Annotated in this window: 17 protein-coding genes; 6 read left to right on the top strand and 11 right to left on the bottom strand. The window is 43.7% G+C overall.

The genetic code is table 11. The features are described from left to right. Positions 1-10: 10 nt before the first annotated feature. On the bottom strand, positions 11-2,308 hold the full coding sequence (locus tag AC6H1S_RS04225) for a TonB-dependent receptor (RefSeq protein ID WP_497565252.1): 2,298 nt from the start codon (positions 2,306-2,308) through the stop codon (positions 11-13). A gap of 293 nt (positions 2,309-2,601) precedes the next feature. Between AC6H1S_RS04225 and AC6H1S_RS04220 the strand changes: the two genes are divergently transcribed. Next, entirely contained in the window at positions 2,602-3,645 is a 1,044-nt protein-coding gene (locus tag AC6H1S_RS04220) for a hypothetical protein (RefSeq protein WP_199140599.1), read from the top strand. Between the two features lie 48 nt (positions 3,646-3,693). On the opposite strand, the gene AC6H1S_RS04215 is transcribed toward AC6H1S_RS04220, so the two are convergent. After that, entirely contained in the window at positions 3,694-4,782 is a 1,089-nt protein-coding gene (locus AC6H1S_RS04215; RefSeq protein WP_497565251.1) for an acyl-CoA dehydrogenase family protein, read from the bottom strand. Continuing rightward, positions 4,782-5,453 (bottom strand): nicotinamide riboside transporter PnuC, encoded by a 672-nt coding sequence (gene pnuC / locus AC6H1S_RS04210; RefSeq protein WP_497565249.1) that lies wholly within the window; start codon positions 5,451-5,453, stop codon positions 4,782-4,784. The genes AC6H1S_RS04215 and pnuC overlap by 1 nt, the downstream gene beginning before the upstream one ends. 446 nt (positions 5,454-5,899) lie before the next feature. Here pnuC and AC6H1S_RS04205 point away from each other — a divergent pair, with 446 nt between their 5' ends. Further along, positions 5,900-6,100, top strand: a complete 201-nt coding sequence (locus AC6H1S_RS04205; protein ID WP_497565248.1) for a hypothetical protein — start codon at positions 5,900-5,902, stop codon at positions 6,098-6,100. A gap of 117 nt (positions 6,101-6,217) precedes the next feature. Here the strand turns inward: AC6H1S_RS04205 and AC6H1S_RS04200 are convergent, their stop codons facing one another. Further along, positions 6,218-6,640, bottom strand: a complete 423-nt coding sequence (locus AC6H1S_RS04200; protein WP_497565247.1) for a hypothetical protein — start codon at positions 6,638-6,640, stop codon at positions 6,218-6,220. Between the two features lie 9 nt (positions 6,641-6,649). Continuing rightward, positions 6,650-9,586: a DNA gyrase/topoisomerase IV subunit A gene (locus AC6H1S_RS04195; RefSeq protein ID WP_497565246.1), complete on the bottom strand. Its 2,937-nt coding sequence runs from the start codon at positions 9,584-9,586 to the stop codon at positions 6,650-6,652. A 118-nt stretch (positions 9,587-9,704) separates the two neighbouring features. Between AC6H1S_RS04195 and AC6H1S_RS04190 the strand changes: the two genes are divergently transcribed. After that, positions 9,705-10,010 carry a hypothetical protein gene (locus tag AC6H1S_RS04190; protein WP_497565245.1) on the top strand — a complete coding sequence of 102 codons (306 nt, stop codon included), beginning with the start codon at positions 9,705-9,707 and terminating at the stop codon, positions 10,008-10,010. Positions 10,011-10,087: 77 nt separating this feature from the next. Here the strand turns inward: AC6H1S_RS04190 and AC6H1S_RS04185 are convergent, their stop codons facing one another. The 5 genes from AC6H1S_RS04185 to AC6H1S_RS04165 all read right to left on the bottom strand — a co-directional run bounded on the left by AC6H1S_RS04185 (position 10,088) and on the right by AC6H1S_RS04165 (position 15,317). Next, entirely contained in the window at positions 10,088-10,564 is a 477-nt protein-coding gene (locus AC6H1S_RS04185; RefSeq protein WP_497565244.1) for a hypothetical protein, read from the bottom strand. A gap of 116 nt (positions 10,565-10,680) precedes the next feature. Continuing rightward, positions 10,681-12,465, bottom strand: coding sequence for a sensor histidine kinase (locus AC6H1S_RS04180; protein ID WP_497565243.1), 1,785 nt, complete (start codon positions 12,463-12,465; stop codon positions 10,681-10,683). After that, on the bottom strand, positions 12,443-13,078 hold the full coding sequence (locus tag AC6H1S_RS04175; protein WP_497565242.1) for a response regulator: 636 nt from the start codon (positions 13,076-13,078) through the stop codon (positions 12,443-12,445). The genes AC6H1S_RS04180 and AC6H1S_RS04175 overlap by 23 nt, the downstream gene beginning before the upstream one ends. A gap of 141 nt (positions 13,079-13,219) precedes the next feature. Next, positions 13,220-14,518: a WG repeat-containing protein gene (locus AC6H1S_RS04170; RefSeq protein WP_497565241.1), complete on the bottom strand. Its 1,299-nt coding sequence runs from the start codon at positions 14,516-14,518 to the stop codon at positions 13,220-13,222. A gap of 307 nt (positions 14,519-14,825) precedes the next feature. Then, positions 14,826-15,317, bottom strand: a complete 492-nt coding sequence (locus AC6H1S_RS04165) for a cytidine deaminase (protein WP_199139257.1) — start codon at positions 15,315-15,317, stop codon at positions 14,826-14,828. 163 nt (positions 15,318-15,480) lie between these two features. Here AC6H1S_RS04165 and AC6H1S_RS04160 point away from each other — a divergent pair, with 163 nt between their 5' ends. Genes AC6H1S_RS04160 through AC6H1S_RS04150 form a run of 3 tightly spaced genes read left to right on the top strand, consistent with a single transcriptional unit; the run spans position 15,481 to position 23,729 of the window. Continuing rightward, the gene (locus AC6H1S_RS04160) at positions 15,481-20,472 is read left to right on the top strand and encodes a translocation/assembly module TamB domain-containing protein (RefSeq protein WP_497565240.1); all 4,992 of its coding nucleotides are present in this window, start codon (positions 15,481-15,483) and stop codon (positions 20,470-20,472) included. After that, complete coding sequence (tamL, locus tag AC6H1S_RS04155; RefSeq protein ID WP_199139261.1) at positions 20,456-22,750, top strand: translocation and assembly module lipoprotein TamL; 2,295 nt, start codon at positions 20,456-20,458, stop codon at positions 22,748-22,750. The genes AC6H1S_RS04160 and tamL overlap by 17 nt, the downstream gene beginning before the upstream one ends. 4 nt (positions 22,751-22,754) lie before the next feature. Next, the gene (locus AC6H1S_RS04150) at positions 22,755-23,729 is read left to right on the top strand and encodes a YihY/virulence factor BrkB family protein (protein WP_497565238.1); all 975 of its coding nucleotides are present in this window, start codon (positions 22,755-22,757) and stop codon (positions 23,727-23,729) included. Between the two features lie 69 nt (positions 23,730-23,798). Here the strand turns inward: AC6H1S_RS04150 and AC6H1S_RS04145 are convergent, their stop codons facing one another. Further along, positions 23,799-25,949: an ATP-binding protein gene (locus AC6H1S_RS04145; RefSeq protein ID WP_497565237.1), complete on the bottom strand. Its 2,151-nt coding sequence runs from the start codon at positions 25,947-25,949 to the stop codon at positions 23,799-23,801. Positions 25,950-26,081: the final 132 nt, after the last annotated feature.

Raw genomic sequence — 26,081 nt, 5'->3', positions numbered from 1 at the left:
AATTTGAGTTTTAGTTTTTATTCCAGTTAAAGGTTAAGCCCAACACATACGAACGACCATAGCTGTAAGGTACGGTAGCTCCACCGCTGCTATGCGCTGCGCCACTTGCCGTTGAAGTATTGGTGAGCTGGGTTACGTCGAACAGGTTTTTAATACCCGCATTGAGGGTAAAATATTTGTAAATGTTTTTGTTCAGCATCAGGTCGGCCCAGCTAAAATCGCCGATCTTCACCATCCGGGCTGTTTGTGAACCGCTTATCGTTACGGTTTCATAACCAGGCCTTTTGCCTGTGTATTTGTAAAAGAGACTTATGCTGCCCTTGATTTTTGGAAAACGATAAGTTGCATTGCCGTTCAGTTCAGGTGCCCACATCAATTCGGGCACGTTTAAAGCCGGCTCCTCAACCAACCTGTTGTACCTGCCTATGTAAGAGAATCCCAGGTTCACCTGCAGGTTATTCCAAATGAAAACATTGTCTAGCGTGGCACCTATAGTTTTGTATCTCGACACATTGATCAAAGTAGTAACCGACGCGTTTGACGGATCCATGCCATAGTCAATCCTATTGGTAAAAAGATTATAAAAACCTGTAGCCGTAGTCCTCAACTGCATGTTGTCTTTTTGCAGGCCCGACCAAACCAAAGAGGCATTGAAACTATGCGATTGTTCTGCCTTGAGGTTTTCGTTGCCCAGTATCGTATGACTGGCATCGATAAAATTATAGTACAGCTCCCTCAACGCCGGGGCGCGGAAGCCTCGGGCATACGACAGGCGCAGGTCGAAGTTTTGGCTTAGTCCAAACTTGGTGTTTAAGGAAGGAATAACAGCGGGGGCATCATAAACCGAGTTTTTAATGAACCTTAACCCTGGGCGGATATTGATGCGGTCGGTTGGTCTTATTTCTGAAGAAACAAAAAAAGCATAGTCGTTGATCACGGGCGAGCCTTTGATCCTTTGGCCACTGGCTGCATCTCTGCTATACTCAAAACCGGGCTGTACCGACAATGTTTTGCTGGCAAAGTACTGGGCCGTTACCCTAACGCTGGTGGCATTAAACTTGGCTACGTCTTGTTCGCCTGCATCGCTGGTGAGTTGCACAGTGTTATTCGTATAATCGTGGATCACGGATCGGGTAGCCCTTTGCAAATCGGTATAACCTATAATCGCGTTCAATTCGAGTTTTTCGGAAACCCTGTATTCCGACTGGAGTTGTTGTGTATAGCGTTTGGTGGTGTAGGTTTGCAGTTTCCCTTTGTAATTGTTGGGGTTAATGCCCAACCTCGTATCGATGGTTTCTTTTAGGCCATCCAGGCGGTACCAGATGTTAAGATTATTGTTCCTGTAGCCGATTTTGGTATTTCCCAAAAACTGTTCCTTGGGTTTCCATCTGTTGGTTTCGGCGTTTACTTCGTCGGCGAATGCTGTTTTTGGCGCCAAATTCCAGCCCCCAAACTCGTTATGGCTAAACCCGGCCAAAGCGCTCCAGCCCTTGTTTTGCCAACTGGCGCTCAGGTTCTGATTGTGGATACCACTTCCCTTCAAAGCCTGGTATTCAGTGCCGGCCGTTTCTTCCTGCACTCTTGCCGAAATATTGAGCAACGATTTGCCCGCATTTTTGGTAATGATGTTGATTACACCAGCCAATGCATCAGTTCCATAAACCACTGCAACAGGGCCTTCTACAATTTCTATCCTTTCAACCGTGTTAATGTCAATCTGGTTTAGGCTTTCGCGGGTATCCGAGCGGTCAACCACAGGTACGCCGTCTAGCAATATTTTAATGTTGCGGCCACTCATGCCCATCAGTTCCACGTCGGTAGTGCCCAGTGTTAAATCGTTATTGAACCTGAAACCCAATTCGGTATTGAGCACCTGCTGCACGTTGGTGGCCGCCCTGAGCCTAATTCGCTCGGCGCTGATGGTTTTTACATTATATACCGCATTTCTCATCGACTGTGGTCCATATTGAGCGGTTACCACCACTTCTTTCAGCTCATAAGCTTTTTCCTTTAAAGTAATGGTGGGCAGTACCACCTGGCCAGCGCTTACTGCTATATCTTGCGACAGGGTTGATAGCCCTGATTTGACTATCAGTTGTTTGTCGCCAACAGGCGATGCGATTTTGAAAGAGCCGTCGTTTTGGGTAAAGGCCATATTTTTGGTGTCTTTAATGGCCACCAACAAACCCGAGGCTGGCTGGCCATCGGCGGTGATGACCTTGCCCGTAAGGTATACCAGCTCATTGCTTTGCTGGGCAAATAAAGCAGAGGCTAATAGCAAAAATATAAAGGGTAGGAGTTTTTTCATGCGTACTATTTAGAACGATTTTAAATAATGACGCAATATTAAATCTTATTTAGACTAATTACAAATAATTTAAAAAAGAATTGCTAAAACATTGAAAAAGAGGGTTTTTATTCTTCTCAAAAAAATGTTATCCTTGCAGGGGGTTCGAAAAGCTCAGCCAATTTTAAATGTGGCATTGTTAATCTGTTGATAATTATCATGCAATTGCCCGATTAATTGACGTACTTTTGGCAAAACTGGAAAACCCAATTAACAAAAAGGTTACAGCTAACCCTTAAAATAGTCTATTACGTATGAAACTAACCCACATTGCAGGTGTACTGCTTTTAGGTGCAGCCACAGTAAGTACTTTCGCTTACTGCACTTCTGATGCAAAAAAGACCGATGGTAAAACAGCGAAATCGGCAAAGACAGATTCGACGCAGGTTGAACAAGAAACGCCGCGTACCCCTGTTGATACAGCTAAATACAACGAATTAGTGGCTAAATTGGCCAATGGTGATACTACCGGAAAATGGCCTGTAAAAAACCAGCCATATCCCTTAGCCGGGGCCATCCTGCCTTTTAAACGTATCGTGGTTTATTACGGTAACCTGCATTCGAAAAAAATGGGTGCATTGGGCGAATATCCGCCAAAAGAAATGTGGCAACGCTTGAATGCCGAAGTAAAACACTGGCAAAAAGTAGATCCAAGCACACCTGTACAGGTCGGCTTGCACTACATTGCGGCGGTAGCCAGTGGCACTGCAGGCAAAGACGGCAAATACATTAACCGTATGGGCAACAAACAGATCGATTCGGTATTGAAAATTGCCAAAATGCAACCGAATACCATCGTATTTTTAGATTTGCAGGTGGCATTGAGCAATATCAAGGCCGAATTGCCACATATTGAAAAGTATTTGGAACTTCCTCAGGTACACTTGGGCATCGATCCGGAGTTTTCGATGAAGGATGGTTCTTTGCCAGGCAAAAAAATCGGCACCTACGATGCAGCGGATATCAACTATGTAAGCCAATATTTGGCAGACATCGTGAAAAAATACAACCTGCCTCCAAAAGTGCTAACCGTACACCGTTTCACCAAGAAAATGGTAACCAATTACCAAAACATCAAGCTAAGGCCAGAAGTACAGATCGTGATGCACATGGATGGCTGGGGCGAACCTGATTTAAAACTGGGTACTTACCGTCACTTTATTTATGGGGAACCTGTACAGTTTACCGGTTTTAAACTGTTCTACAAAAACGACCTTAAAAAAGCGCCAAACCGCTTGATGACACCAGAAGAGCTGATGAAGCTTAAACCTAAACCGATTTATATCCAATATCAATAATAAAAAAGGCGACCAATTGGTCGCCTTTTTTATGACATAAAACTTGGCTTAAAACCTGAACGTAAGCAGGGCATGTTGGCTTGCCGTATGGATATCGCGCCAAACCCTGTTGATTTCGCTATCTCTTTTAGCCGCTTCCAAACCACAGTAAGGATAAAGCCTGTCTACATTGGTACGGGCAACATGGGCCAGTTCGCGACTCAGCCTGCTGACTTCGTTCAGGCTGGCTTCAGTTATCTTTCCCTTATTTATCAATTGGTTCCAAGTATCGTCGAAAGCCTCATAAAATGCTGTTCGCAAAGCGGCTATCTCTTTCTTGCAACGGGTCAGTTCTGTCTTAAAAAAAGCAACCTGTTCTTCGTTAAACCGCTTTAATCCAGAGCGTTTGTAAAAATATTCTTCTACCAGTTCGATAAAGTGGTTGGCCATGCCCAAATTATTAACCATGAGCGTAGTTTCGGCCAGTTGCAGGAAAGGGTAATCAAAACCTTGGTCGGCTACTTTAATCTCATTATTGATCTTGAAAGACCTATTGGCAGGAATTTCGACATTAACCACCTCAAAGGCATGGCTTCCGGTAGCTACCAGTCCGAAATAAGACCAGCCCGGCAAAATGTTCACTTCCTCTTTTTTCAGGATAAAGGAACGGATAATGGGTTCGTTGTTTTCGTCGAGCTGATCTGTTCCATCTTCATGTTGCAACACACAATTTGCCGTAAATATGGTGGCATGCAAAGCGCCACTGGCATATTTCCAATGGCCGTTAATCCGGTAGCCATTGGGGGTTTTAATGGCTGTACCCCCTACCGCGCCGCTGCCGGCAAAGCAAACCTTACGATCGGCAAACACTTCTTTGGCCAATGCCGGATCAAGAAAACCGGCAAACCATGCCGCACCGCTGCACAAGGTAACCGTCCAAGCCAGGCTCCCATCCACACTGGCCAGTTCTTCTTCCAGCCTTAAGATTTCCGGCAATTTCTTGCCTGGTCCGCCGTAGGCCTCCGGCACAAACAGTTTAAACCACTGCTCCCGATAAACGATTTCCAAAATTTCGGGTTCCAACTCTCCAGCTGCCTCGGCCAGCGGTGCATATTTTTTAAGGGTTTCTTTCCAGATCGGTTTTAAAAGGTTTTCCATTACGCGACGGATTTAAGTTTTTGTTCCGCATTGATTTTTTTCCAATCGAAATAGCCGAAGATGGCCACGACAAACAGGAAGAGCGTAAGTACAGCCATTAAGGCCAGTTTTTTATGGATGAGCAACGGAATGGCCACTATATTCGATATGTTGAGGAAAATCCAGTTTTCAATCCTTCTTCGCGCCAAAAGCCACATACCTGCCCAGGCAAACGAGGAAACAAAAGCATCAGCTACAGGCACATCTGATTTGATGAAATTTACCGTGACATCAAATGTGCTGAAGTACCATGTTTTTTCTGGCAGGTGCGTGAGCAGGAAGTAAAAAAACAGGAAACCAATTACAGCTATGGCTATAGCGATAGCCAATTCACTTTTGGTGCTCCATAAAACCTCTTTATGCTGATGGTCTTCTCTGTTTTTCCAGATGACCCAACCATAAACACTCATCACCAAATAATACATATTCAGCATAATTTCTGCATACAGATGGGCATTAAACAAAAGGTACATGCCCAGCAAAATGGAAACAATGCCTGTTGGATAAAGCCAGATGCTGTTCTTTTTGGCCAATAAAACTTCTGAAACACCAAAACCAACTGCCAGCCATTCGACAATCGGGGTATGTGCAATTTGGTTTTTGAACAGCACGAACCAATCTTGAAAATTCATTTACAATAGTGCCTTTTACAGCTTAAAAATTAAAGGAAAACTGCTTTCAGGGCGAAACAGCATTGTAAATAACCTCTTCCCTACGTCGGCATTACCCGAATCAGGTGCATTTGAAGTTTAAAGTATTAAGTTCAAAGTGTAAAGTAATTCGACTTATAACTTTTGACTTTTAACCTTTAACCTCAACATGGGTATAATCTCAGCCGAGCGGTTGGTAAGGGCTTACACAACCGAGCAGCACCCCTTTGAGTTGGCCAAATATAAACAATTAATAGCAGTTCGAAGTTTTCGGCAGATACTTTTCAAAAGGCCGTAGCCTAACCGCAAAGACATGGAATTTGTGATAGGCTTTCTATCAACAAACCCTTAGGCATCAGAAAACATTGAACACTAAACATTTACAAATTATCATTATATTTATTATACTATTAATCAAACCTAAAAACATGAAAAAACTAAAAAGCTTAGGGAAAGCCCTAGACAGAAAGGAAATGAAAAAAATTAATGGTGGCTATCACCGTTGCGAAGAAGGCTATGTTTGCGGGCCTCCTTGCCCGGATCCTTACGGACCAGGTGGCATAGGGATAGGTTGGGAATGTGATGAGCCTAACGGAGCCTGCAAACCCGTTCAATGCTATTATTACTAAAACAAAAGAGGTCGGGGTACTTAATCCCGACCTCTTTTCTAAAATGGCAATTCTCTGGTATAAAGCTAAAAAGTCTAAGTTGACTCTTTTCGTCAATTTGGGTTGTTTGACCTTACCCTATATCATTGGCGGAGCATCTCCATATCCGCCAATACTTTCGATTACAAAATATTTAAACTTGAAATCCTGATCCATAAAGAACACGACGTCCATTTCTCTTTCTCCCTTTTTGCTTAAGAACCCATACTTATAGGAATTGCTCTTATAAAATTTAAACTTTGCCGATTTAAGTTCCGTAACCATATCTAGGGCTGTAGCCATATTCTGTTCAAAGGCTTTTAAAGGCGTTTTTCCCTGATAAGATGATGAATAAAGGCTATACAGTTCCTCATATTTCTTTTCATTGAAGAGCTTAATCCAATTTTTCAGGATTTTTTCTACGCGTTTATCCTGGTCCTTTCTTTCTTTGCTTAGTGTTTCCTGGGCTTTTGCTTCAGCAAAAAACAGCAGCATTAGTACAAAGGTATAGCAATATTTCATGTTTGCGACTTAAAAAAATCCCAGTTGACCTTTATCGTCAATTTTGATATCGTCGGGGTTGGTAATTTCCAAGTCTATTTTTTTGGCCGGCTTATCTTCCTCTACGGGTTTTGTGGCAGAAGCGGGTTCTGGCTTCGGCTCCTCTTTTTGAGCAGATGCCTTTTCTACAACAGGTTTCTCTTTAACTGGCTCAGCTTTAAACAAGGGCTTTTTCTTAGGTGCTGCCGGTGGCTCTTCAGCCGATTGAACTTGTTCGCTATCGGTTGTTTCAGTAAGCTCGACTGGTTCAGGCACCACTTCTTCAATGGTGGTTGCCTCCACCATAGCCTCGGTAGCTACTTCGTTTGTTGCAGTTGCCGTAGCTGTTTCGGTTTCGGTTGTTTCCTGTTCTTCTACCGGTGCATTTTCTATCAGTTCGGTTCCAATTTCTGGTTCGGCATTAACCAGGCTAACGCTTTTTACTTCGTGTTGCGACAGCCTATTGCCATTGGCCTTCATTCCTTTTACATCGATTAGTCCAGCCAAATCAACCACCAGGGTTTCAGGCGTTTTGGATTTGCCCTTCTCTACATCGATCTGTACCTGCGCATCAGGCTTGCCGGTAATGAAAATCATTTTGGAACCAGGCTCTTCGCTAATAATAGTCACTTCTTTGCCTGCAGGCTGCATTTCAAACACAAATCGCTTTACAAAATAGTTTTTGGCCTTGGCATCGTAATGCACCAAGCCATAAACCCTTTCCGGATCGTGTTTTTGCATCAATACAATACCTGGATCAAAGTGGTTGCTCAAGTCGAACGAAGTGAGTTCGTACCAACCCGCCGCATTGACCTGAAGGATTTTGTCGTCGCCGTCAAATTCGCCCAAGTATTTGCCCCTGCCATCTACGTTCAAACGCTTCAACAGATCGTCGTACCAAATCTTAAGACCGGATAAGGTAGAAACGCCTTTGCTTTTGAGCAATACTTTTTTGACTGGATATTTAGACACAATATTACCCATTGATCCGCGGCCCTTAATGGCCAGTTCGGCAAAATCGAGGTCAAATTGCAGTTTTTTGAGTTTAGAATGTGGCTTCAGCTGTACGGTAACAATTTCGGCCTCACCATTCGGATTGGCTGTAAAGTATAAAACCTTAGAGCCTTTGCCCCCTTTGGTCAGGTCGTATTCCTTGTCGCGGGTAACGCCCAATACCGCAAAACGCTTCACGTAATTGGTGCCGCTTGCCCCATCCTTGTAAATGAGGTTGTAAACGGTACGTTCGTCGTTCTTTTTGAAAACCTGGGCATGGATAATACCTTTACCCACAAAGGTTTTATCGGCTACTTTGGTAACGGTAAACTTGCCGTCTTCCCTAAAAACAATGATTTCGTCAATATCGGAACAATCGGCTACAAATTCGTCCTTGCGCAAGCCCGTTCCGATAAATCCATCTTCGCGGTTCATGTACAATTTAACGTTGGCCAAGGCTACCTTAGAAGCTTCTACCTTATCGAACAGGCGGATTTCGGTTTTACGTTCGCGGCCTTTGCTGTATTTATCTTTAAGTTTTTGAAACCAGGCGATGGCATAATCGGTTAGGTGGCGCAAATGTCCTTTTACCACCTTGATTTCATCTTCCAGCGCCTTCATTGCTTCGTCGGCTTTTTTCACGTCGAAGCGGGTAATGCTGCTCATCGGCTTATCGATCAGCTTTTTGAAGTCTTCAGGCAAGATTTCGCGGTACAGCGAGGGCTTAAAGGGATCGAACAAGAGGTTCAATACCGTAACTACAGCTTCAAAATCGGCGGCATTTTCGTACTCTGCATTTTTGTACATGCCTTCTTGGATGAAGATTTTGAGCAACGAACTAAAGAAAATCTTCTCTTGCAGTTCGTGCAAACGGATTTCGAGTTCTCGCTTTAACAATGCCTTGGTGTGCATCGTATTTTGCGCCAGGATATCGTTTACGCTCAAAAACTGAGGTTTCTCATCCTTAATGATACAGGTATTTGGCGAGATGGAAACTTCGCAGGCCGTAAAGGCATACAAGGCGTCGATGGTTACATCGGGCGAAATGCCTGGCGCCAATTGTACAACAATCTCTACGTTTTGGGCAGTATTATCTTCAATCTTTTTGATTTTGATTTTGCCTTTATCATTGGCAGCCAAAATGCTATCAATTACAGAACCTGTCGTAGTACTGTACGGAATTTCCGTAATAACGAGAGTTTTCTTGTCTTTTTCGGTGATTTTGGCCCGCACCCTGATCTTGCCGCCTCGCATCCCTTCGTTGTAGTTGGAGAAATCGGCCATGCCACCGGTAAAGAAATCGGGCAGGATATTGGTTTTGTTGCCTTTGAGCACTTCGATAGAAGCATCTAACAATTCGACAAAGTTGTGGGGCATTACCTTGGTAGCCAAACCTACGGCAATACCTTCGGCGCCTTGGGCCAATAGCAGGGGAAATTTAACGGGCAGAGTAATCGGCTCGCTGTTACGTCCATCGTAACTGAGCTGCCAATCGGTGGTATCTGGATTAAAAACTACTTCGTTGGCAAATTTGGAGAGCCGGGCTTCGATGTAACGTGGCGCGGCGGCGCTATCGCCGGTTACCGGATCGCCCCAGTTTCCCTGGCAATCGATAAGCAAATCTTTTTGTCCGATCTGTACCATGGCATCGCCAATAGAGGCATCGCCGTGCGGATGGTACTTCATGGTATTCCCAATTACGTTGGCCGCTTTGTTGAAACGACCATCATCCATCTCCTTGAGCGAGTGCATGATACGGCGCTGCACAGGCTTGAGCCCGTCGTGTATATGCGGCACCGCCCTATCCAGAATTACATAAGAGGCATAATCGAGAAACCAGTTTTCATAAAGCCCGTTAATGGGCGTTACGGTATGCTTGTTCTCGTTTTCTTCGGGCAGGTTGGCTTCGTTTAGGTTTTCTAATTCGTCACTCATTCGCTATAAAAGTATTTGGGATGCGTAAATATAAGGCTTGTGACGGGATTTTGAACGATAAGTTTTAAACAAGTCTTAGCGGGAAGCCTCTCCGTGGATAGTTTATGGTCAATAGTCTATGGCAAAAGAGTTGGCAGCTTCGAATTTTGATCTATGCCTGAGCAGGCTGACAAATATTGCCAGTCATGAAATTTTACACCTGTTTACAATGGCGCACTGCACTTTTGCCAAATGCACCATGAATGGCAGCAACACCTTGAGCAAAACAGACATTTGCACCAACAGGCTTTGCGCTGAATGCCAAAAGAAACTGTTCTGGAATTTGAGGTACAATAACCATAAAAGACTAAAAGAACTTATTGAGTTTTGCAGAAAAAATAAGCTGATTCAAGATTTACGGATTTTGGAGACAGATTTAGACTAAAAAGGGCAAGCAAACCTGAAGGTCCCAGCCACATTTTCCGTCTTCCATTTTACCTTCAGTTGATCTGCTTTTTATCTTTATTTAAAGGTTCCATAGCCTACCGCTCCCAATTTCTTTTTTTCATCCGAAAAGGTAAAAAACTCAAGTTTAGAGCCTGCTATGCTCCACAAGTTTCTTGTTACGGTCTCGCCCGCGATTTCCTCTTTAACAACCCTTGACTTATAGCCCTTATTTTTAAGCTCCATTTCGATAAATATGGTGTTTGGGGCTCCGACAAAGAGAGAATATACAGATTTAATTTTGTTGGCTTTGTATGCTATGCTTAGCTCGTCGAATTCCGAACCATAAACAAGCATTTCCTCATCTCCATCCTTATAGTTTTCATCTTCATCTCCCTTCTCGAATCCTTTGTCTTTCAAGAAAGACACCACATTCTGCCTGGTTGTTTTATAAAATATATCCTGAAGGAGCGCCAATTTCTTGTCTTCGAATTTGACCTGGCCATAGGCGAAGGCGCCATGGCACAAAAAAAGTAAAAACATTAATTTTTTCATATTTTTTATTGCAGCATGTGTACAAGAAAACATTTCCCGTTAGCAACACTAAGGTAATCGCAAGTACCACTTAGTGAAATACCCAATAATGAGTATTTTTAGCTTTCGTGATTTGATCAGCTCTTGCCAACCGGGATGCTGACCTGAATAATGGTTCCTTCGTTTTTAACGCTACTGATCTCGAAATTGCCTTTGTAGTAATTGATCCGCTTTTCGATATTTTCGAGCCCAAAGCCTTTGCTGGTTTGCTGCACATCAAAGCCAAGCCCATCGTCTATAAATTGAAAATGATAGTAGCTGGTGTATTGATAAAATTCAATGGTTATTAGGCTAGGCTGGCCATGTTTAATGGCGTTGCTGATAATTTCCAGGGCAATCAGGTACATGTCGTAAATCCAGGGCTCCTCTATCTTTTCGGGAAAGTCATAGCCAAAAAGCTCAATCTTCCAATCAGACAAACCGGCGTTTAAACTCGTAATCTGGCTTTGCAGGCTTGCAAATAGTGCGCCATCATCAAGTGCCTTGGGAAGAATCTTATGGGAAATATCCCTGATGTCTTCTGCCAGCTCGCCGATGGTTTCCTTGGCCAGCCTTGCATTTTTCATGTCGAAAAGATGAATAATATGCGCAATTTTGCTCCCCACCTTATCATGGATGATATTGGCGATATTTCTGCGCTCCCGAAGTTGAACCTCGTTGATTGTTTTTAACGAGCTTTCTTTTTCCAAGATAACCTGTTCCATCAACGCGCTGTTTTTCAAAAAGATCTCTATATAGTTTTTGGATAGCACATATCCAAACAAAAACACTTCATAAAGGCTAATGAACAATAACCAATTACCACCCAACGATTCTGGAATAACCTTGAATGTTTTTAGGATTAGGCAGGCCGACCAAATAAGCTGCGGCAAAAAGGCCAGCAACACATAAACAGCCTTTGTTCTTTCTATTTTTAAATATACCAATGCAGCCCAGAAAATCGTTACGATAGAAGCCAGCAACATGAAATACGCCAGCATAAAAAAATACCTGAAATCAAAATGCTTGTAAAAAACCAACAACACAATGGTAACCAAAATAAGCATAAGGTTTATGCTGTTAAGCCCAACAACAATCCTGTACTTTGCAGGCTGGTTCTCTTTTAGCCTTAAAAAGTGGCTCAGAAAAATACTTAAGGCGATATACCAAAGCCCACCCAGATAAAGCCGGCCCTCGCTAAAAAACCTAAACTGCGGAAATAAAACATGTTTGGCAAAATTGGTTGTAATGGCCACATAAAATACCGTGAGCAAAGAATAGCCAATGTAATAAATGTACAGCCGATTTTTGGTGAGCAAGAACAATATGCCGTTGATCATGAGCAGCAAAAAAACCATCCCGATAAAAAAGGAAGTCAATGCTATTTTTTGCGACGACTTTGTTTCCAAATCAATTTGGTTCTCTAAACTATAAGAGAAATCCAGGAAAGAGGTCTCTTTTTTAGCCCTCACCCAAACAACTTTTTCCTCGCCCGGCTGCAGGTTAAGCTCAAACGCCAAAGCTTCAATGAAAGGGCTTTTCATTGCCGTTCTATCGCCTATGGTTTGGGTGGTTCCACCATCGAACAGCGTAAGGCTATCGATGTGGTTGTTGTTGAAACAGAGCCAGGTTCTTGCGCTTTGCGAGGGATCGGTATTTTGAAGGGTGAACCTGCACCATACCGCCGCGTCTTTGTTATAGCCAATATCAACTTTTTGGTGTGGATTAAACCGGTAAAGTTTTTGCCGTTCAAGATCGGCTTTGGTCCACAACGAATTCGTATCTACAGCGTAGCCAGACTTTACCAATAGCTGTTTGCTTGTTATTTGTGCACACGCGAAAAAAGAACATAGCAGCAGGCTAATGAAGCAGGTTATTTTCATGAGCAAATTTGATAAGCGTGCCGCTGTTGCTGATCTCCAGCTTTTTGTAAATATTCTTCCTATGCGTATCTACAGTAGTTTTGGCAATAAACAGGGTATTCGAAATCTCTTTACTGGTTAATCCTTTGATAATGAGTTTAATGATTTCCCTTTCCTGCTTCGAAATCCTGAACTTGTTAATAATCGGCTTATCTATATCGCTATAAACACTCGCATTACTTTTGTTGACTTTATTGGTATAAAACTCGCTGCCTTTTTTAGCATTTATCACATCAACCAGCTCATTGGCAGGCGTTTCCTTTTTCAGAAAAGCATCAACACCGGCCTTCCTTGCTTTTTGGATCAAAAAATCCTCGTAATAAGCGGTAAGAATAATCGTTTTGGTATTTTTCAATTGAAACTTAAGCTCTTCGAGCAACAAAAAGCCATCAAAATGATTGATATTCAAGTCGCAGATGAAAACATCGGCAACGTTATGCATCAAGTATTGCCGGCAAGAGTGCGCATCACTAAATTTAGAAATGCAATAATCATTCTCGGTATTTTTGAGCAGCTCTGCAATGCCATTTAAAAAAAGTAAATGGTCATCACAAATCACTATCTGTTTTGTCATAGCCTGAGAGGTTATAAGCATTGCCCTAAAGTAACACTTAGGTTAATCGTTTACAAGAAAATCTATATTTCTTTCTATTGTACTTAATGGCTTGGTTGCCAACAAGACGCTTCTTTAAAACCAGCTCTGGCAACAAAGCATTTAGCGCTTATTAAGCGTATTTCCCTTCTCATCTATCCAATAGCTTTTGCCGTTGAATTCAAAAACAAGGGCTTCTCCCGCGGTAAAGGTATAAGCACTTTTATATTGAAAAGGAATAACTGTTTTGCCCTCTTTATTGATGTAGCCATACTTCCCTTCTAATGCGGCATAAGATAAATCCATGGCGAAGCCCCCCACGCTCCTATAATCATATTTGATGGGGATCACCACTTTTCCGGTTCGGTCTATATAGCCGCTTTTATCACCAATGGTTACGGCACTCAATCCTTCTTCAAAACCGTAAGCAAGATCGTATTTAAGGTCTATGACAACCTTGCCGGCAATATCTACAAAGCCGTATTTTTCGTCGAGAACCACTAGGCTAAGCCCGTATTCAAAGGGATGAACCTCATCGTATTTAACCGGAACTACTTCTTTTCCCTGCTCGTTGATGAAGCCATATTTATCGCCAATCCGTACAGGAGCCAAGCCTCCTTCTCCAAAACCAGCAATTCCGTCATATTTAAATGGCGTTATTTCTTTGCCGTTCTTATTGATAAGTCCCCATTTGGCATCTTCTATCTTACGGTCTACGATCTTGCCATCTCGGCCAGCCTGAGCCACCCCGTTTTTAAAACTATACACTAAATCGTATTTTAAAGGAACAACCTGTTTTCCTGTTTTGTCAATAGCTCCGTACTTGCCATCAACAAGCACAACTGCCAGCCCTTCTTTAAAGTCGTAAGCATCGTCATATTTAAACGGGATCACTGGTTTATCGTTTCGGTCTATATAACCCATTTTGCCATTTAAGGTAACGACAACAAGCCCTTCGGAGAAAGAGCTGGAAGGGCCATATTTAAACGGAATGACAACTTTCCCAGCCTTATCAATAAAACCAACCCTTTCTTCGGCAACCATAGCCAATCCCTCCGAAAAACTTCCTCCACTTTTGTACATAAAAGGTATTACCAAATGGTTTTCTTTATCAATATACCCTACTTTATTATCGCGCACCACCTTTGCCAAACCCTCCGAGAAATTAGTGGACCCTTCATATTCGAAAGGGATTACTGTTTTTCCTGTTTTGTCTATAAACCCTCTTTTTTTATCCTTTACTACCCTGGCAAGCCCTTCCGAAAAAGCCGATGCTTCATCATACAAATAAGGGATAACCGTTATGCCTTTCTGGTCGACATAACCATAACGTATACTTACCTTTTTGGGCTTCAGCTCTTGCGAAAACGTTGCCCTAGCTAAAGTTAGACTAAACAATAAAAGGATTAAGGTGCTTTTCATCGGATTGATTTATGCCAGGAATTATCTTTATCCTGCTAAAGTAGACCTATCGCATACCGGGTACAATACCTAAAAACGGGTATTTTTTAGAGTCTTTAGTCCATAATTAATAGGACATGGTTAGAAGTCCAAGGGTTGGAGGGTACACCTAAAAATTGTTCATGTAACATGAAAGAGGAAGGATGGAAGCTGTGCATCCACAATCAACGAATGACTACTCAGCTAACTCGTTAATCAGCTGTCAGTTTTCTCCCAATGGGTACCGAGAGGTCAGTTTGCAATCAGCCAATGCCTAATGAACCACCGATTAACCAGCACCCAACCTCTCTTCTACAAAACCAAAAGGCAGCAAGCTTTTCACGCTTTTCACTTTGATGATTTGGCCACCGATGCAATAAAACAGTACCTCGATAGGCGAATTTTGACGCTTTTCGCATTCGGCCATTACCTGCAGGCAGGAGCCGCAGGAAGTAACCGGGTTTTCGATCTTAAAATTATGGGTAAAGGCCGTAATCGCCATGGTTTTGATTACGGCATTGGGATTATTGGCGCCAATGGCAAAAAGTGCCACCCGCTCGGCGCAAAGGCCTGATGGATAAGCCACGTTTTCTTGGTTGCTGCCCAAAACAACCTGTCCATCGGCCAACAAAATAGCCGTACCCACTTTAAATTTAGAATATGGAGAATAGGAAGTAGACAGAGCTTCTTCCGCTTTTTTGCATAAGATTTGGTCGCCTGCATCGAGCTCGCCCAGGCTTTCGAAAGTCTGATAGCTAATGCTAAAACTAAGTGTGTTCATAAACTAAACATACAGATTATTTGCGTAAAACTTAAAATACCTATATTTAAATAGCATTTTTGATGTTTTATCGAACATTTTAAAATTTTGTTTGTTCTTTTGAGTAGACAGACGGCACGGTTTTGGCTAAGGGTTCGAGATCGATTATCACAAATTACAGCGCTTGAAGAAGTATTTACGCAAAGGTTTAAAAATTATCCTATGGACTATCGTCGGCATATTGGCGCTGTTCATCCTATTGGCCATTTCGCTCAACATTCCGGCGGTGCAAAATTTTGTGAAAGACCAGGCCATTACCTATCTTAAAAAGAAAACCAAAACCGAAGTCAGGCTCGAGAGCATTAAAATTGCCCTGCCCAAAGATGTAGTGCTCAACAAATTCTACATCGAAGACCAAAAGAAAGATACGCTGTTATACGCCGAAAAGCTCAGTGTTGACATCAGCCTGTTCAAGCTGCTCAAAAACACCATCGAAATTAACAATATCGAGCTCAAAAACATACGTGCCCATGTAAAGCGCATCAATCCCGATACCAGTTTCAACTTTTCTTTTTTAGTTCAGGCCTTTATGTCAGAACAAAAAAAGCCTGAAGAAAAGGTAGACAAAGACACCACATCTACGCTTAAGTTTTCGGTAGATAAAGTCCTGTTTCAAGACATCGGCATTACCTACCACGACGATGTAGCCGGCAACGACGTGAAATTGTACTTGGGCGAGTTCAGCACCAAAATCAAGGATTTCGACCTCAACAACCAGCGCTACATCATCAAGCAGCTGAGCCTCAAAAACACCTCGCTCAACTACCTGCAACAGAAACCGTTGACCCAATTGGTGCAGCATATTGCCCAAAGCGTTGACAGTGCCGAAAAAGCACAGGGCAAATTACCTTATATCGAGGTGCAGGATTTTGCCTTCAACAACGTAAAGGTCAACTACGACGACCGGTTATCGACCATGAAGGCAGTGGCAGCCATCAATACCCTGGGCTTTGTTAATTTAAAAGTAGACCTGACCAACAGCAAATACGAAACCGATGAGGCCAAGCTGAGCCAATCCAATATCTTGTTTGCTTTTAAGCCTGCTCCGACCAACACAGCCAAAACCACGAAGGCCGATACGCCTGCCAAACCATCGCCACTGGCATTGCTCATTAAAAAAATCGACTTGCAGCAAAACAGTTTCCAATTCGACAACCTGGGAGCCAAGCCCACCAATACAGGCATCGATTTTAATCATTTGAATATTACCGCGCTCAATTTAGGGGCAAATCAGGTAAGCTATAGTGCAGCGGGCATTAAGGCCAATGTGGTTAACGGCTCGCTAAAAGACAAAAGCGGCTTTATTTTGAATACCTTAAAAGGCGATGCCGTGTATAACGACAAGCAAATCAGGCTGAACAATTTTACTTTGGCTACGCCAAATACCCACATCGAAAACGTTACTTCGCTCGATTATACTTCTTTAAACGACCTGACCAAACATCCCGAAAAGGTAAAACTAAGCCTATTGTTCAAAAATACAACGATTGGCTTAAAGGATGCGGGCTTTTTCAGCAATGCCATTCCGGCCAATTACCGCAACGAAAAAATAAAGGTGAATGCCAAAATCAATGGCTACCTGAACAACCTCGATATACCGCAGCTGCAGGTGAGCGGCTTAAAGAATACGCAGATCGACATCAGTGGCAAGGCAAAGGGACTGCCCGACATCAACAAGGCCTGGCTCGACCTGAACATCAAAAAATTGCATCTTACCAAGGCCGACGTGCTGGTGGCCGTACCCAAAAACACCTTGCCCAGCAATTTGCAGCTACCCAACGTAATTGATGCCAAAGGCAATTTTACCGGTTCGATGAGCGATTTCAACACCAAGCTCAACATACAAACCGACATGGGGTCGGCGCTGTTAACGGCCAGTATGAAAGGGCCGAAAGGCAGGGAAAGCTACAAAGCCGATGTAAGCCTGAACAACTTTAACGTGGGGCGCCTGTTGAAACAGGAACCAACCTTGGGACGCATTACGGTTAAGGCCGATGTAAGCGGCACGGGATTGGACCCTAAAAAAATCAATGCCAAATTTAACGCCAAGGTACTTAACGCCTACTACAACAAATACAACTACCGCAACTTGAGCATTAGCGGCAACTATGCTAACCAGCGCATCGCCATTAAAGGCAGCATGCCCGATAGCAATGCCAATTTTGACCTCGATGCACAAGTTGACATGGCCGGTAAATATCCTGCGGTAAAAGCCGATTTAGACTTGAAACAGCTTGACCTGCAAAAGCTCAATTTTATGGCTTCAGAACTTAAGTTGGCGGGCAATGTAAAAGCTAACGTCACTACCGCCGATGTAGATTACCTGAACGGCGATATTTTCGTTACCAGTCTGCAAATGGTTAAAGACGGCAGGAGATTCAACGTTGATACCATCCAGCTTCATGCCGTTTCTACGGCCGATGCCAATAGGCTTACCTTAAAATCGGAACTGCTGAGCGCCAAGGTAGATGGCAAGTACCAGTTGAGCAAAGTGGGCTATGCTGTAATCAACCAGATCAACAAATATTACCAATTTGGCCAGGTTACGCCTGTTCCCGATCAACGCATCAGGTTCGATGTACATTTTTATAATCCTAAATTTTTACAGGATTTTGTACCCGAGCTCACCACTTTCGCCCCATCAACGCTTAATGGCTTAATCGACACCCAGAAAGACAGCCTGCAGCTCAATGCCTTTTTTCCGCAGGTGGTTTATGGCGATTTCAGGATAGACACCGCGCGCCTCACCGCAAGCAACACCGGTCAGCAACTCAATTACAAACTATTGGTCAATAGCCTACAAAGTTCGTCTATCGCCTTGTTCAACACCGAAATTTCTGGTATGGCAGCCAATAACCAGCTTGGGCTTAATGTTTTCTTGCGCGACAGGCAACGTAAAGACAAATATGTAATCGGGGGTATTTTCAGGTCGATGAACAAGGATTTCAGGTTCAACATCGACCCGGCCAAATTGATGCTCGATTATGAAAAATGGACCATTGCCCCAGAAAACTTTATCCAGTTTGGTGCATCGGGTATCTTGGCCAATCAATTCAACATCAGTAAAAACGAGCAGTTGCTGGGCATCAATAGCATCAGCAACATGCCAAATTCGCCGATCAAGGTCGAGTTCAAAAACTTCCAGATAGAAACCCTCACTAAATTTGCCGAAACGGATACGACTTTGGTGGGCGGTATCATTAATGGGCAGGTAGACGTCAAAGACCTGGCCACCAATCCCAAATTCGAAGCCAATGTCAACATCAACAAGCTGCGTTACCAAAAAGACCAGTTGGGCGACCTGAGCGTTTTGGTCAACAACAATACCACCAACGCCTTCGAAGTTGATGTGCGCTTAAAAGGTGTTCATGAATTGAGGGCAAGTGGCTTCTATTACACGGCACCAGAAAGTGCGCTCGACCTAACGCTCACCATCGATAAAATAGACCTCAAGGCTATCCAAAGCTTAAGCATGGGGCAGATCAGGTATGGCAGAGGCACAGTGAGTGGCCAGCTTACGGCCAAAGGCGCGCTAGCCAGCCCGAAAATATTAGGGGCTTTGAAATTCAACAATGCCGGCTTCAATGTGGCTTATATCAATTCGTTTTTTACCATCCCCGACCAAGAGCTTACGTTTAACAACGACGGCATTAAATTCAACAACTTTACTTTGGTCGATTCGCTGGGCAAAAAAGCAACCGTCAACGGAATGATCTATACGTCCAGCCTGAGCAATGTAGGATTTGGCCTCGATATCAGAACCAACAATTTCAGGGCGCTTAACTCTACGGTTGCCGATAACGACATGATTTATGGAACGGTGTTCTTAACCAGCAACATCAAGCTGAGAGGAACGCTGAAACGCCCAGATGTAAACATGAATATCAATGTAGACAAAGGCACACAGTTTTTCTATGCCTTGCCTCCCGACGACCCATCGGTTATTGAACAGGAAGGAATCGTGGAATTTATAGATGCCGATGCGCCGCCATTTAATGGAAAGAAGGCCTTAAAAACCGACAGCGTAACCAAATCAGATATCCAGGGCATGAACCTTACCGCAAGGATAACTACCGATCCAGAAGCCGACCTTACCGTGGTAGTGGATCCTAGCAACGGCGACGCCCTACACGTAAAAGGCGATGCCAACCTGAACGTTACCATTGATCAAAGTGGCAAAATCAGCATGACAGGCAGGTATGAAGTGGTCGACGGTTCCTATAACCTATCGATTGGCCCGCTTAGCAAAAAAGAATTTAAGCTGGTTAAAGGCAGTACCATTATCTGGACCGGCGAACCTACCGCCGCCAATGTAGACCTTACGGCACTTTACGAAGTGAACGCGGCGCCAATTGATCTTTTAAACGGCTCTGAAAAAGCGGAAGCCAAAAACAAATTGCCTTTCCAGGTGTATTTGTACATGAAAAACGAATTGCTTAAACCTTCCATTTCATTTAAAATAGATCTGCCCGAAAATGAAAGAGGCGCTTTAGACGGTGATGTTTATACCAAGCTTCAAAATGTAAACCGCGACGAAAACGAGCTGAACAAACAGGTTTTCGCCTTGCTGGGCTTTGGCAGGTTCTTCGCCAACAATCCGTTCCAAAGCTTGGCAGGTGGTAGCAGCGCCTCGTCAATTGCCCGCCAGAGCGTGAGCAAGCTCTTAACCGAACAGCTCAACAACCTGGCTTCCGATCTGATCAAGGGCGTAGACATTAACCTGGGCCTCAACTCTTCTGAAGACTACAGCAGCGGTGCCATGGAGCAACGGACCGATTTGGAAGTTGGCCTTTCTAAAAAACTATTGAGCGACAGGCTAACCGTAACCGTGGGTAGCTCTTTTGCCCTCGAAGGCGCCAAAACCCCAGGACGCGATGCCAACAACATTGCTGGCAACGTAAATATAGAATATGCCCTATCGGCCGATGGCAGGTACCGGTTGCGCGCTTATCGACGTAACCAAAACGATGTGATTGTGCAGGGCCAGATCATCGAAACCGGCATTGGCTTTACCCTGGTTATCGATTATAACAAGTTTAGGGAGATTTTCCAGAAACGCAACAAAAGAAACAGAGCCAATGTTGAACAGAAACCGAAAAATGAAAAAGTTAATTAAATCCCTTGTTTTGATCGGACTTTGTTTTGTTTTAGGCAGCTGCAGCAACCTGAAATACCTCAAACCTGGAGAAAGCCTGTACGTAGGTGCAGAGGTTAACATCAAAACCGACAGCGCCAAACGTATTGACGACCAAAAAGCGGTGAAACAAAGCCTGGAAGACAAGACCCGGCCCAAACCCAACAAAACATTTTTGGGGCTCAGACCGAAACTGTATATCTATAATCTGGCCGGCGAACCTACCAAACCCAAAGGCATACGCCATTGGTTGCGCACCAAAGTTGGCGAACCGCCAGTGTTGCTGAGCCAGGTAAACCTCAAGTACAACAACAGCGTATTGAAAAGCTACCTGATCAGCCAAGGTTACCTACAGGCCGATGTAATCGGCGAAACCGTGGTGAAGAACAAAAAAGGGAAAGCCATTTATACGGCTTCTCCGGGCAAGCGCTATAAAATCAGTCAGGTTACCTTTCCGCCTGATACGGGCGTATTGACCAAGATCATTAACCAGTACAAAGGCAATACCCTCTTAAAAGTTGGCAATTTCTATGATCTCGACACCTATAAAAACGAACGCATCAGAATAGATAATGATTTAAAGGAAAACGGCTATTTCTATTTCAATCCCGACTATCTAATTATGCAGGTAGACAGTACCATTGGCAAAAATTTGGTAACCGTGCATGTCAGCATTAAGAAATCGGCGCCCGATGCCGGCCTTAAGCCCTATTCCATTAAAAACATCAATATTTACCCAAGTTATAGCCTAAGGCGCGATTCGGTGCTAAGGCATTTAAAGCCCTTTGTTTATAAAGATTTTAACATTTACGACGACCGCAATACGTTTAAACCGGGCGTATTTGATCGCCTGGTGTTTTTTAAGAAAAATGAATACTATAACCGCAAAGACCATAACCAATCGCTGAACAGGATGGTAAATATTGGTTCTTTTCAGGATGTAAGGGCCGAGTTTCTGCCTGTAGACAGCTTTAAGAACAATCAGCTTAACCTGAATATCTACCTTACGCCGTTGAAAAAGAACTCGCTCTCGTTTTCGGTAACCGGTACCAGCAAGTCGAACAACTTTGTGGGTTCTGAAATCAAGCTCACCCAAACTACGCGCAACTTGTTTAGGGGTGCCGAGCAATTAGACATCAGCCTTAGCGGTGGTTTCGAAACACAAGTAAAAGGTACGGCACAGGGCAAAAATTCCTATTCGTTTACTGCCGATGCCAAGCTGACCTGGCCAAGGTTCATCATCCCTTTCTTCAAGTTCAACAGCACTACGGCTTTTATTCCCAAAACCATTGTTACCGGATCTTACCAGTTGCTCAGCAGGGGCTCTTTGTATAGCCTTTATGCTTTTAAGGGCGAGTTTGGCTATAATTTTAAGGAAAACCTTTACAAAGAACATACTTTCAATCCTATTTCGGTGAGCTACATCAGGCCTGGCTTTCCCTCAACCCAGGTAAGAGACAGCTTGTTTAACGCCAACCCGCTGTTGCGTACCTCGCTCGACAGGCAGTTTATCATTGGAAGCAACTACAATTTTACGTATACCAACCAAATGGAAAACCAAAGGCGCAACAATACGTACTTTAACGGCAGCATTGAAACAGGCGGCAATGTTTGGGGCCTGTTTGTACAAAAAAATGCAGCCGGAGAACGCGCACTTTTCAATGTGCCTATTTCGCAGTTTGTACGTCTAGAGGCCGATTTGAGGGATTATTACAAGGTTACGCGCAATGTAACCTGGGCCAATAGGCTAAACGTAGGCTATGGCTATGCCTATGGCAACAGCACTTCGCTCCCTTTTATCCGTCAGTTTTTTGCTGGGGGAAGCAACGATATCAGGGCTTTTCCGGCCCGGACTTTGGGACCTGGAACATTTAAGGTTAAGCCTGAGGAAAAATTTGCCGACCAAGGCGGTGATGTCAAAATCATGCTCAACACCGAATTGCGGTTTAAGCTGGTTAGCGTGCTCTACGGTGCCGCCTTTATTGATGCCGGAAATATTTGGTTAAGAAAAGAAGATCCAGATAGGCCGGGTTCTGCCTTTAAGGCCAAGAATATTTTAAGCGAAATGGCCGTGGGCACCGGATTGGGCCTCAGGGTTGATGCCTCTATTTTTGTGGTTAGGCTTGATGGCGCCTTCCCGATCCGGAAACCTTACCTGCCAAGCGGCCAGCGTTGGGTGCTGAACCAGGTAGATTTTGGCAGCAAGAGCTGGAGAAAAGAAAATCTAATTTTAAACATCGGCATCGGATATCCGTTTTAATAACATGACGAAATTAGCAACCAAGATCAAGAACTTCTTTGTGGATACCGGGCACTTGTTTATTGCTGCCGGAAAAGGCTTTGTAGAGGATCGGGTAACCAAATTGAGTGCAGCCCTGGCCTATTACACCATATTTTCGCTTTCGCCCTTAATCATTATCATTATTTCTTCGGCCAGTTTGATTTATAGTCAGGATGCCATTGAAAACCGGCTTTTTTCGCAGATCAACAAACTGGTGGGCCACGATGCCGCCGTACAAATACAGAGCTTTGTAGCCAATGCCAGTTTATCGGGCAAGAGTTCTTTTGCTCTTGTAATTGGTATTGTGGTGCTGGTTATAGGTGCTACCGCGGTATTTACCGAGATACAAGACAGCATCAACCTGATTTGGAAAGTAAAGGCCGTACCCAAAAAGGGCTGGAAAAAACTGGTAACCAATCGCCTGCTTTCTTTTTCGCTGATCGTATCGTTGGGCTTTTTGCTCCTAGTATCGCTCGTGGTAAACAGTTTGGTATTGAGCCTGGGCAACAAGCTTTCGCAGTTTATCCCCGAAATTACAAGCACCACTGCCGTCATCATCCTGGTGCTGAACAACGTGCTTACCTTTGCGGTAGTAACGGGTGTATTTGCCGTAATATTTAAAGTATTACCCGATGTCATTCTGCGCTGGAAGTCGGCACTGGTGGGCGCAGCCTTTACGGCATTGCTTTTCGGTTTGGGCAAATACCTGATTGGGCTTTACCTCCAAAAATCCAATCCCGGATTGGTTTTTGGTTCGGCAAGTTCCATCATCATCATCTTGCTGTGGATTTACTATACTTCTATTATCCTGTACTTTGGCGCCGAATTTACACAGGTTTATGCCGAAAAATACGACCATGGCATTGCCCCTACCAAATATGCGGTACACCTTAAAACCGTTGTGGTAGAGAAGAAGGTTGATGTACTGCCCCCGCAGCATCCGGAAGACACGGCTTAGTTTTTAGTTGGCAGTTTTCGGTTAACAGTTAACAGTTGATTGTTTAACAATTCTAGGCAGCAATGCTCCTTAAAAGTAGGAAGCTATCTTATCAATAAGCTCTTTTTCCGAAAAAGGTTTGAGCACCAAATCATTAATACCCGATTCGATATACTTTTGGCGATCTTCCTGCAATACGTTGGCCGTAACACCCAAAATAACAATGTTACGCTTGACGGGATTCACGTAGGTTCTGATCCGGCGCGTTAGCTCTACCCCACCCATTTCTGGCATCTGAATATCTGTTAAAATCAGATCGTACGGGTTTTTTTCGAACAATTCGTAAGCTTCCTTGCCATCATAGGCTACATCGGTATGCAGCTTATATTTTTTAAGCACGGTTTGCGCCAGCAAAATATTCATTTTATTGTCGTCGGCCAGCAAAATGCGCTTGCCTTCTAAATGGCTTACGCCTTGGCCAACCACAAAGCTCTTCACTTCTTCGCTGTTTTCCTTGCATATTTCGTAGGGAATCTCAAAACTGAAAGTAGAGCCTTTGCCTACTTCGCTTTTTACGCCGATACGTCCCCCCTGGAATTCTACAATTTTTTTGCAGATGGCCAGGCCTAAACCGGTGCCTTTTTGTTTGAGCTTACTCGACGAGTAATAGACCTGCGCAAACTCATCGAATATCATATCCAGATCTTGCGGGGCAATACCAATGCCGGTGTCGATTACCTGAACCTGCAATACCGCCTGTTTTTTGGTATTGGGAATGATTTCGGCCTTGATGGTTACGGAACCCTGCTCGGTAAATTTGATGGCATTGCTCAACAAATTCATGACAACCTGCTTCAAGCGAAGCGAATCGCCCATAAAGCAGACGTTCTTTTTAAACGACAGTTCCTTATTAAGCTTCAGGTTCTTGTTGGCGGCTTGAATGCTGATGCTGTTCACGACTTCGCTAATGGCATCGAGTGGCACAAAGGCAATCTTGTCGAAATTTACCTTTCCGGTTTCATATTTAGAAAAATCAAGGATGTCGTTTACCACATCTAACAACATGACCGACGAACTTCTGATGGCGCTAACCTGTTCGCTCTGTTGCGGATTAAGCTGGCCCTGGCTCAACTGCTCCGAAAACCCGATAACCGAGTTGAGCGGCGTTCTGATCTCGTGGCTCATGTTGGCCAAAAACCGGCTCTTTGAAATGGCATATTGAGAAGCTTTTTGACTGTAATTGATCAGCTCGTTCTCGTTTTTGTAGATTTTCCAAAGGTTATACAAAATGGCCAGTACCAATACCAGCAACAGCACAATGCTGAGTACAAACATTTTGTCGATGCTCTTTACCGTGGTTTCGATATTGCCTTTGAGTTCCGTACGGTTTATGGCTACGAATTTCCGTTCATAGCTTTTGTAGTCGCGCAACAGCGTAACCAGTTCGGTAATGATCTGGTTATTGAGCTCGAGTATTTCGGCCTCATGCTTATTCAGCGTACGATTAGTGGCATAAAGGTTACGAAAATAATCGTTCATCTTTTGCCATTGCAGCTTGTTAAAGTCTTTGCTTTTTGACGAAGTATCGAGCTTTACTTCGGTACGTACCAGTTTTTTGCTGGTATCGGCGGCTTTGCCTTTCTCTTTTTTCCTCGAAAATGCATCGGCTAATCGGCCAAAAAGATTTTTTTCTGGACCCTTTTGCTGTGCCGTATGGATGGTATCAACAGAAACCATGGTTTTCAGCTTGCTGTAGGTCATTTGCCTGGCATTGGTTGGCTGAAACTGGTTACGGGTCGAATCTATGCCCAGCGAAACCTTGATCAGGCTATCGGCCAATATCCTTAGTCTTAGGTACAGGTCGGTTCTTGCCTTTTTCTGCTCAACCAGCCCCTTTAAGCTTTTTGGCGCATTTTTTTCCTTCTCCACATCAATATTGTGGATGTTTTCTAAAGTGGTTGAAACAAAATTGATGCTTTCCCAATAGGCCTTGATGTATTTTTTTTCGCCGGTTGCGGTATACAGCCTACAATTGTTGTCGGCTTTGTACAGCATCACAATCGCAGAATCGATTTGGGTATAATCTTCTTTTAAGGAGGTAAACTGATTGGTAAAATACCTCAGATCGTCTGTCTTGCTATTTCGTACGTAGAAGAATATCGCACATAAGAACAGCGTCAATATGAGAAATACAACAAGGCTATAGCGTGTTGAACGGTTTTTAGCGGATGTAAGAGGCATAGGAGCTCGTTATTATAAATCTTAAACCCAATGCAGGGATTTTTCAATAACAAATAGGGACATACAAGTATACGCTAAAAAAGCGTTGCCCAATAGTTAAAATTTAAAAAATCTAGAATCTTTCTATGCTTG

This window comes from Pedobacter sp. TM02 (assembly GCF_059705275.1).
This window is presented reverse-complemented; position numbering and strand designations above follow the sequence as displayed.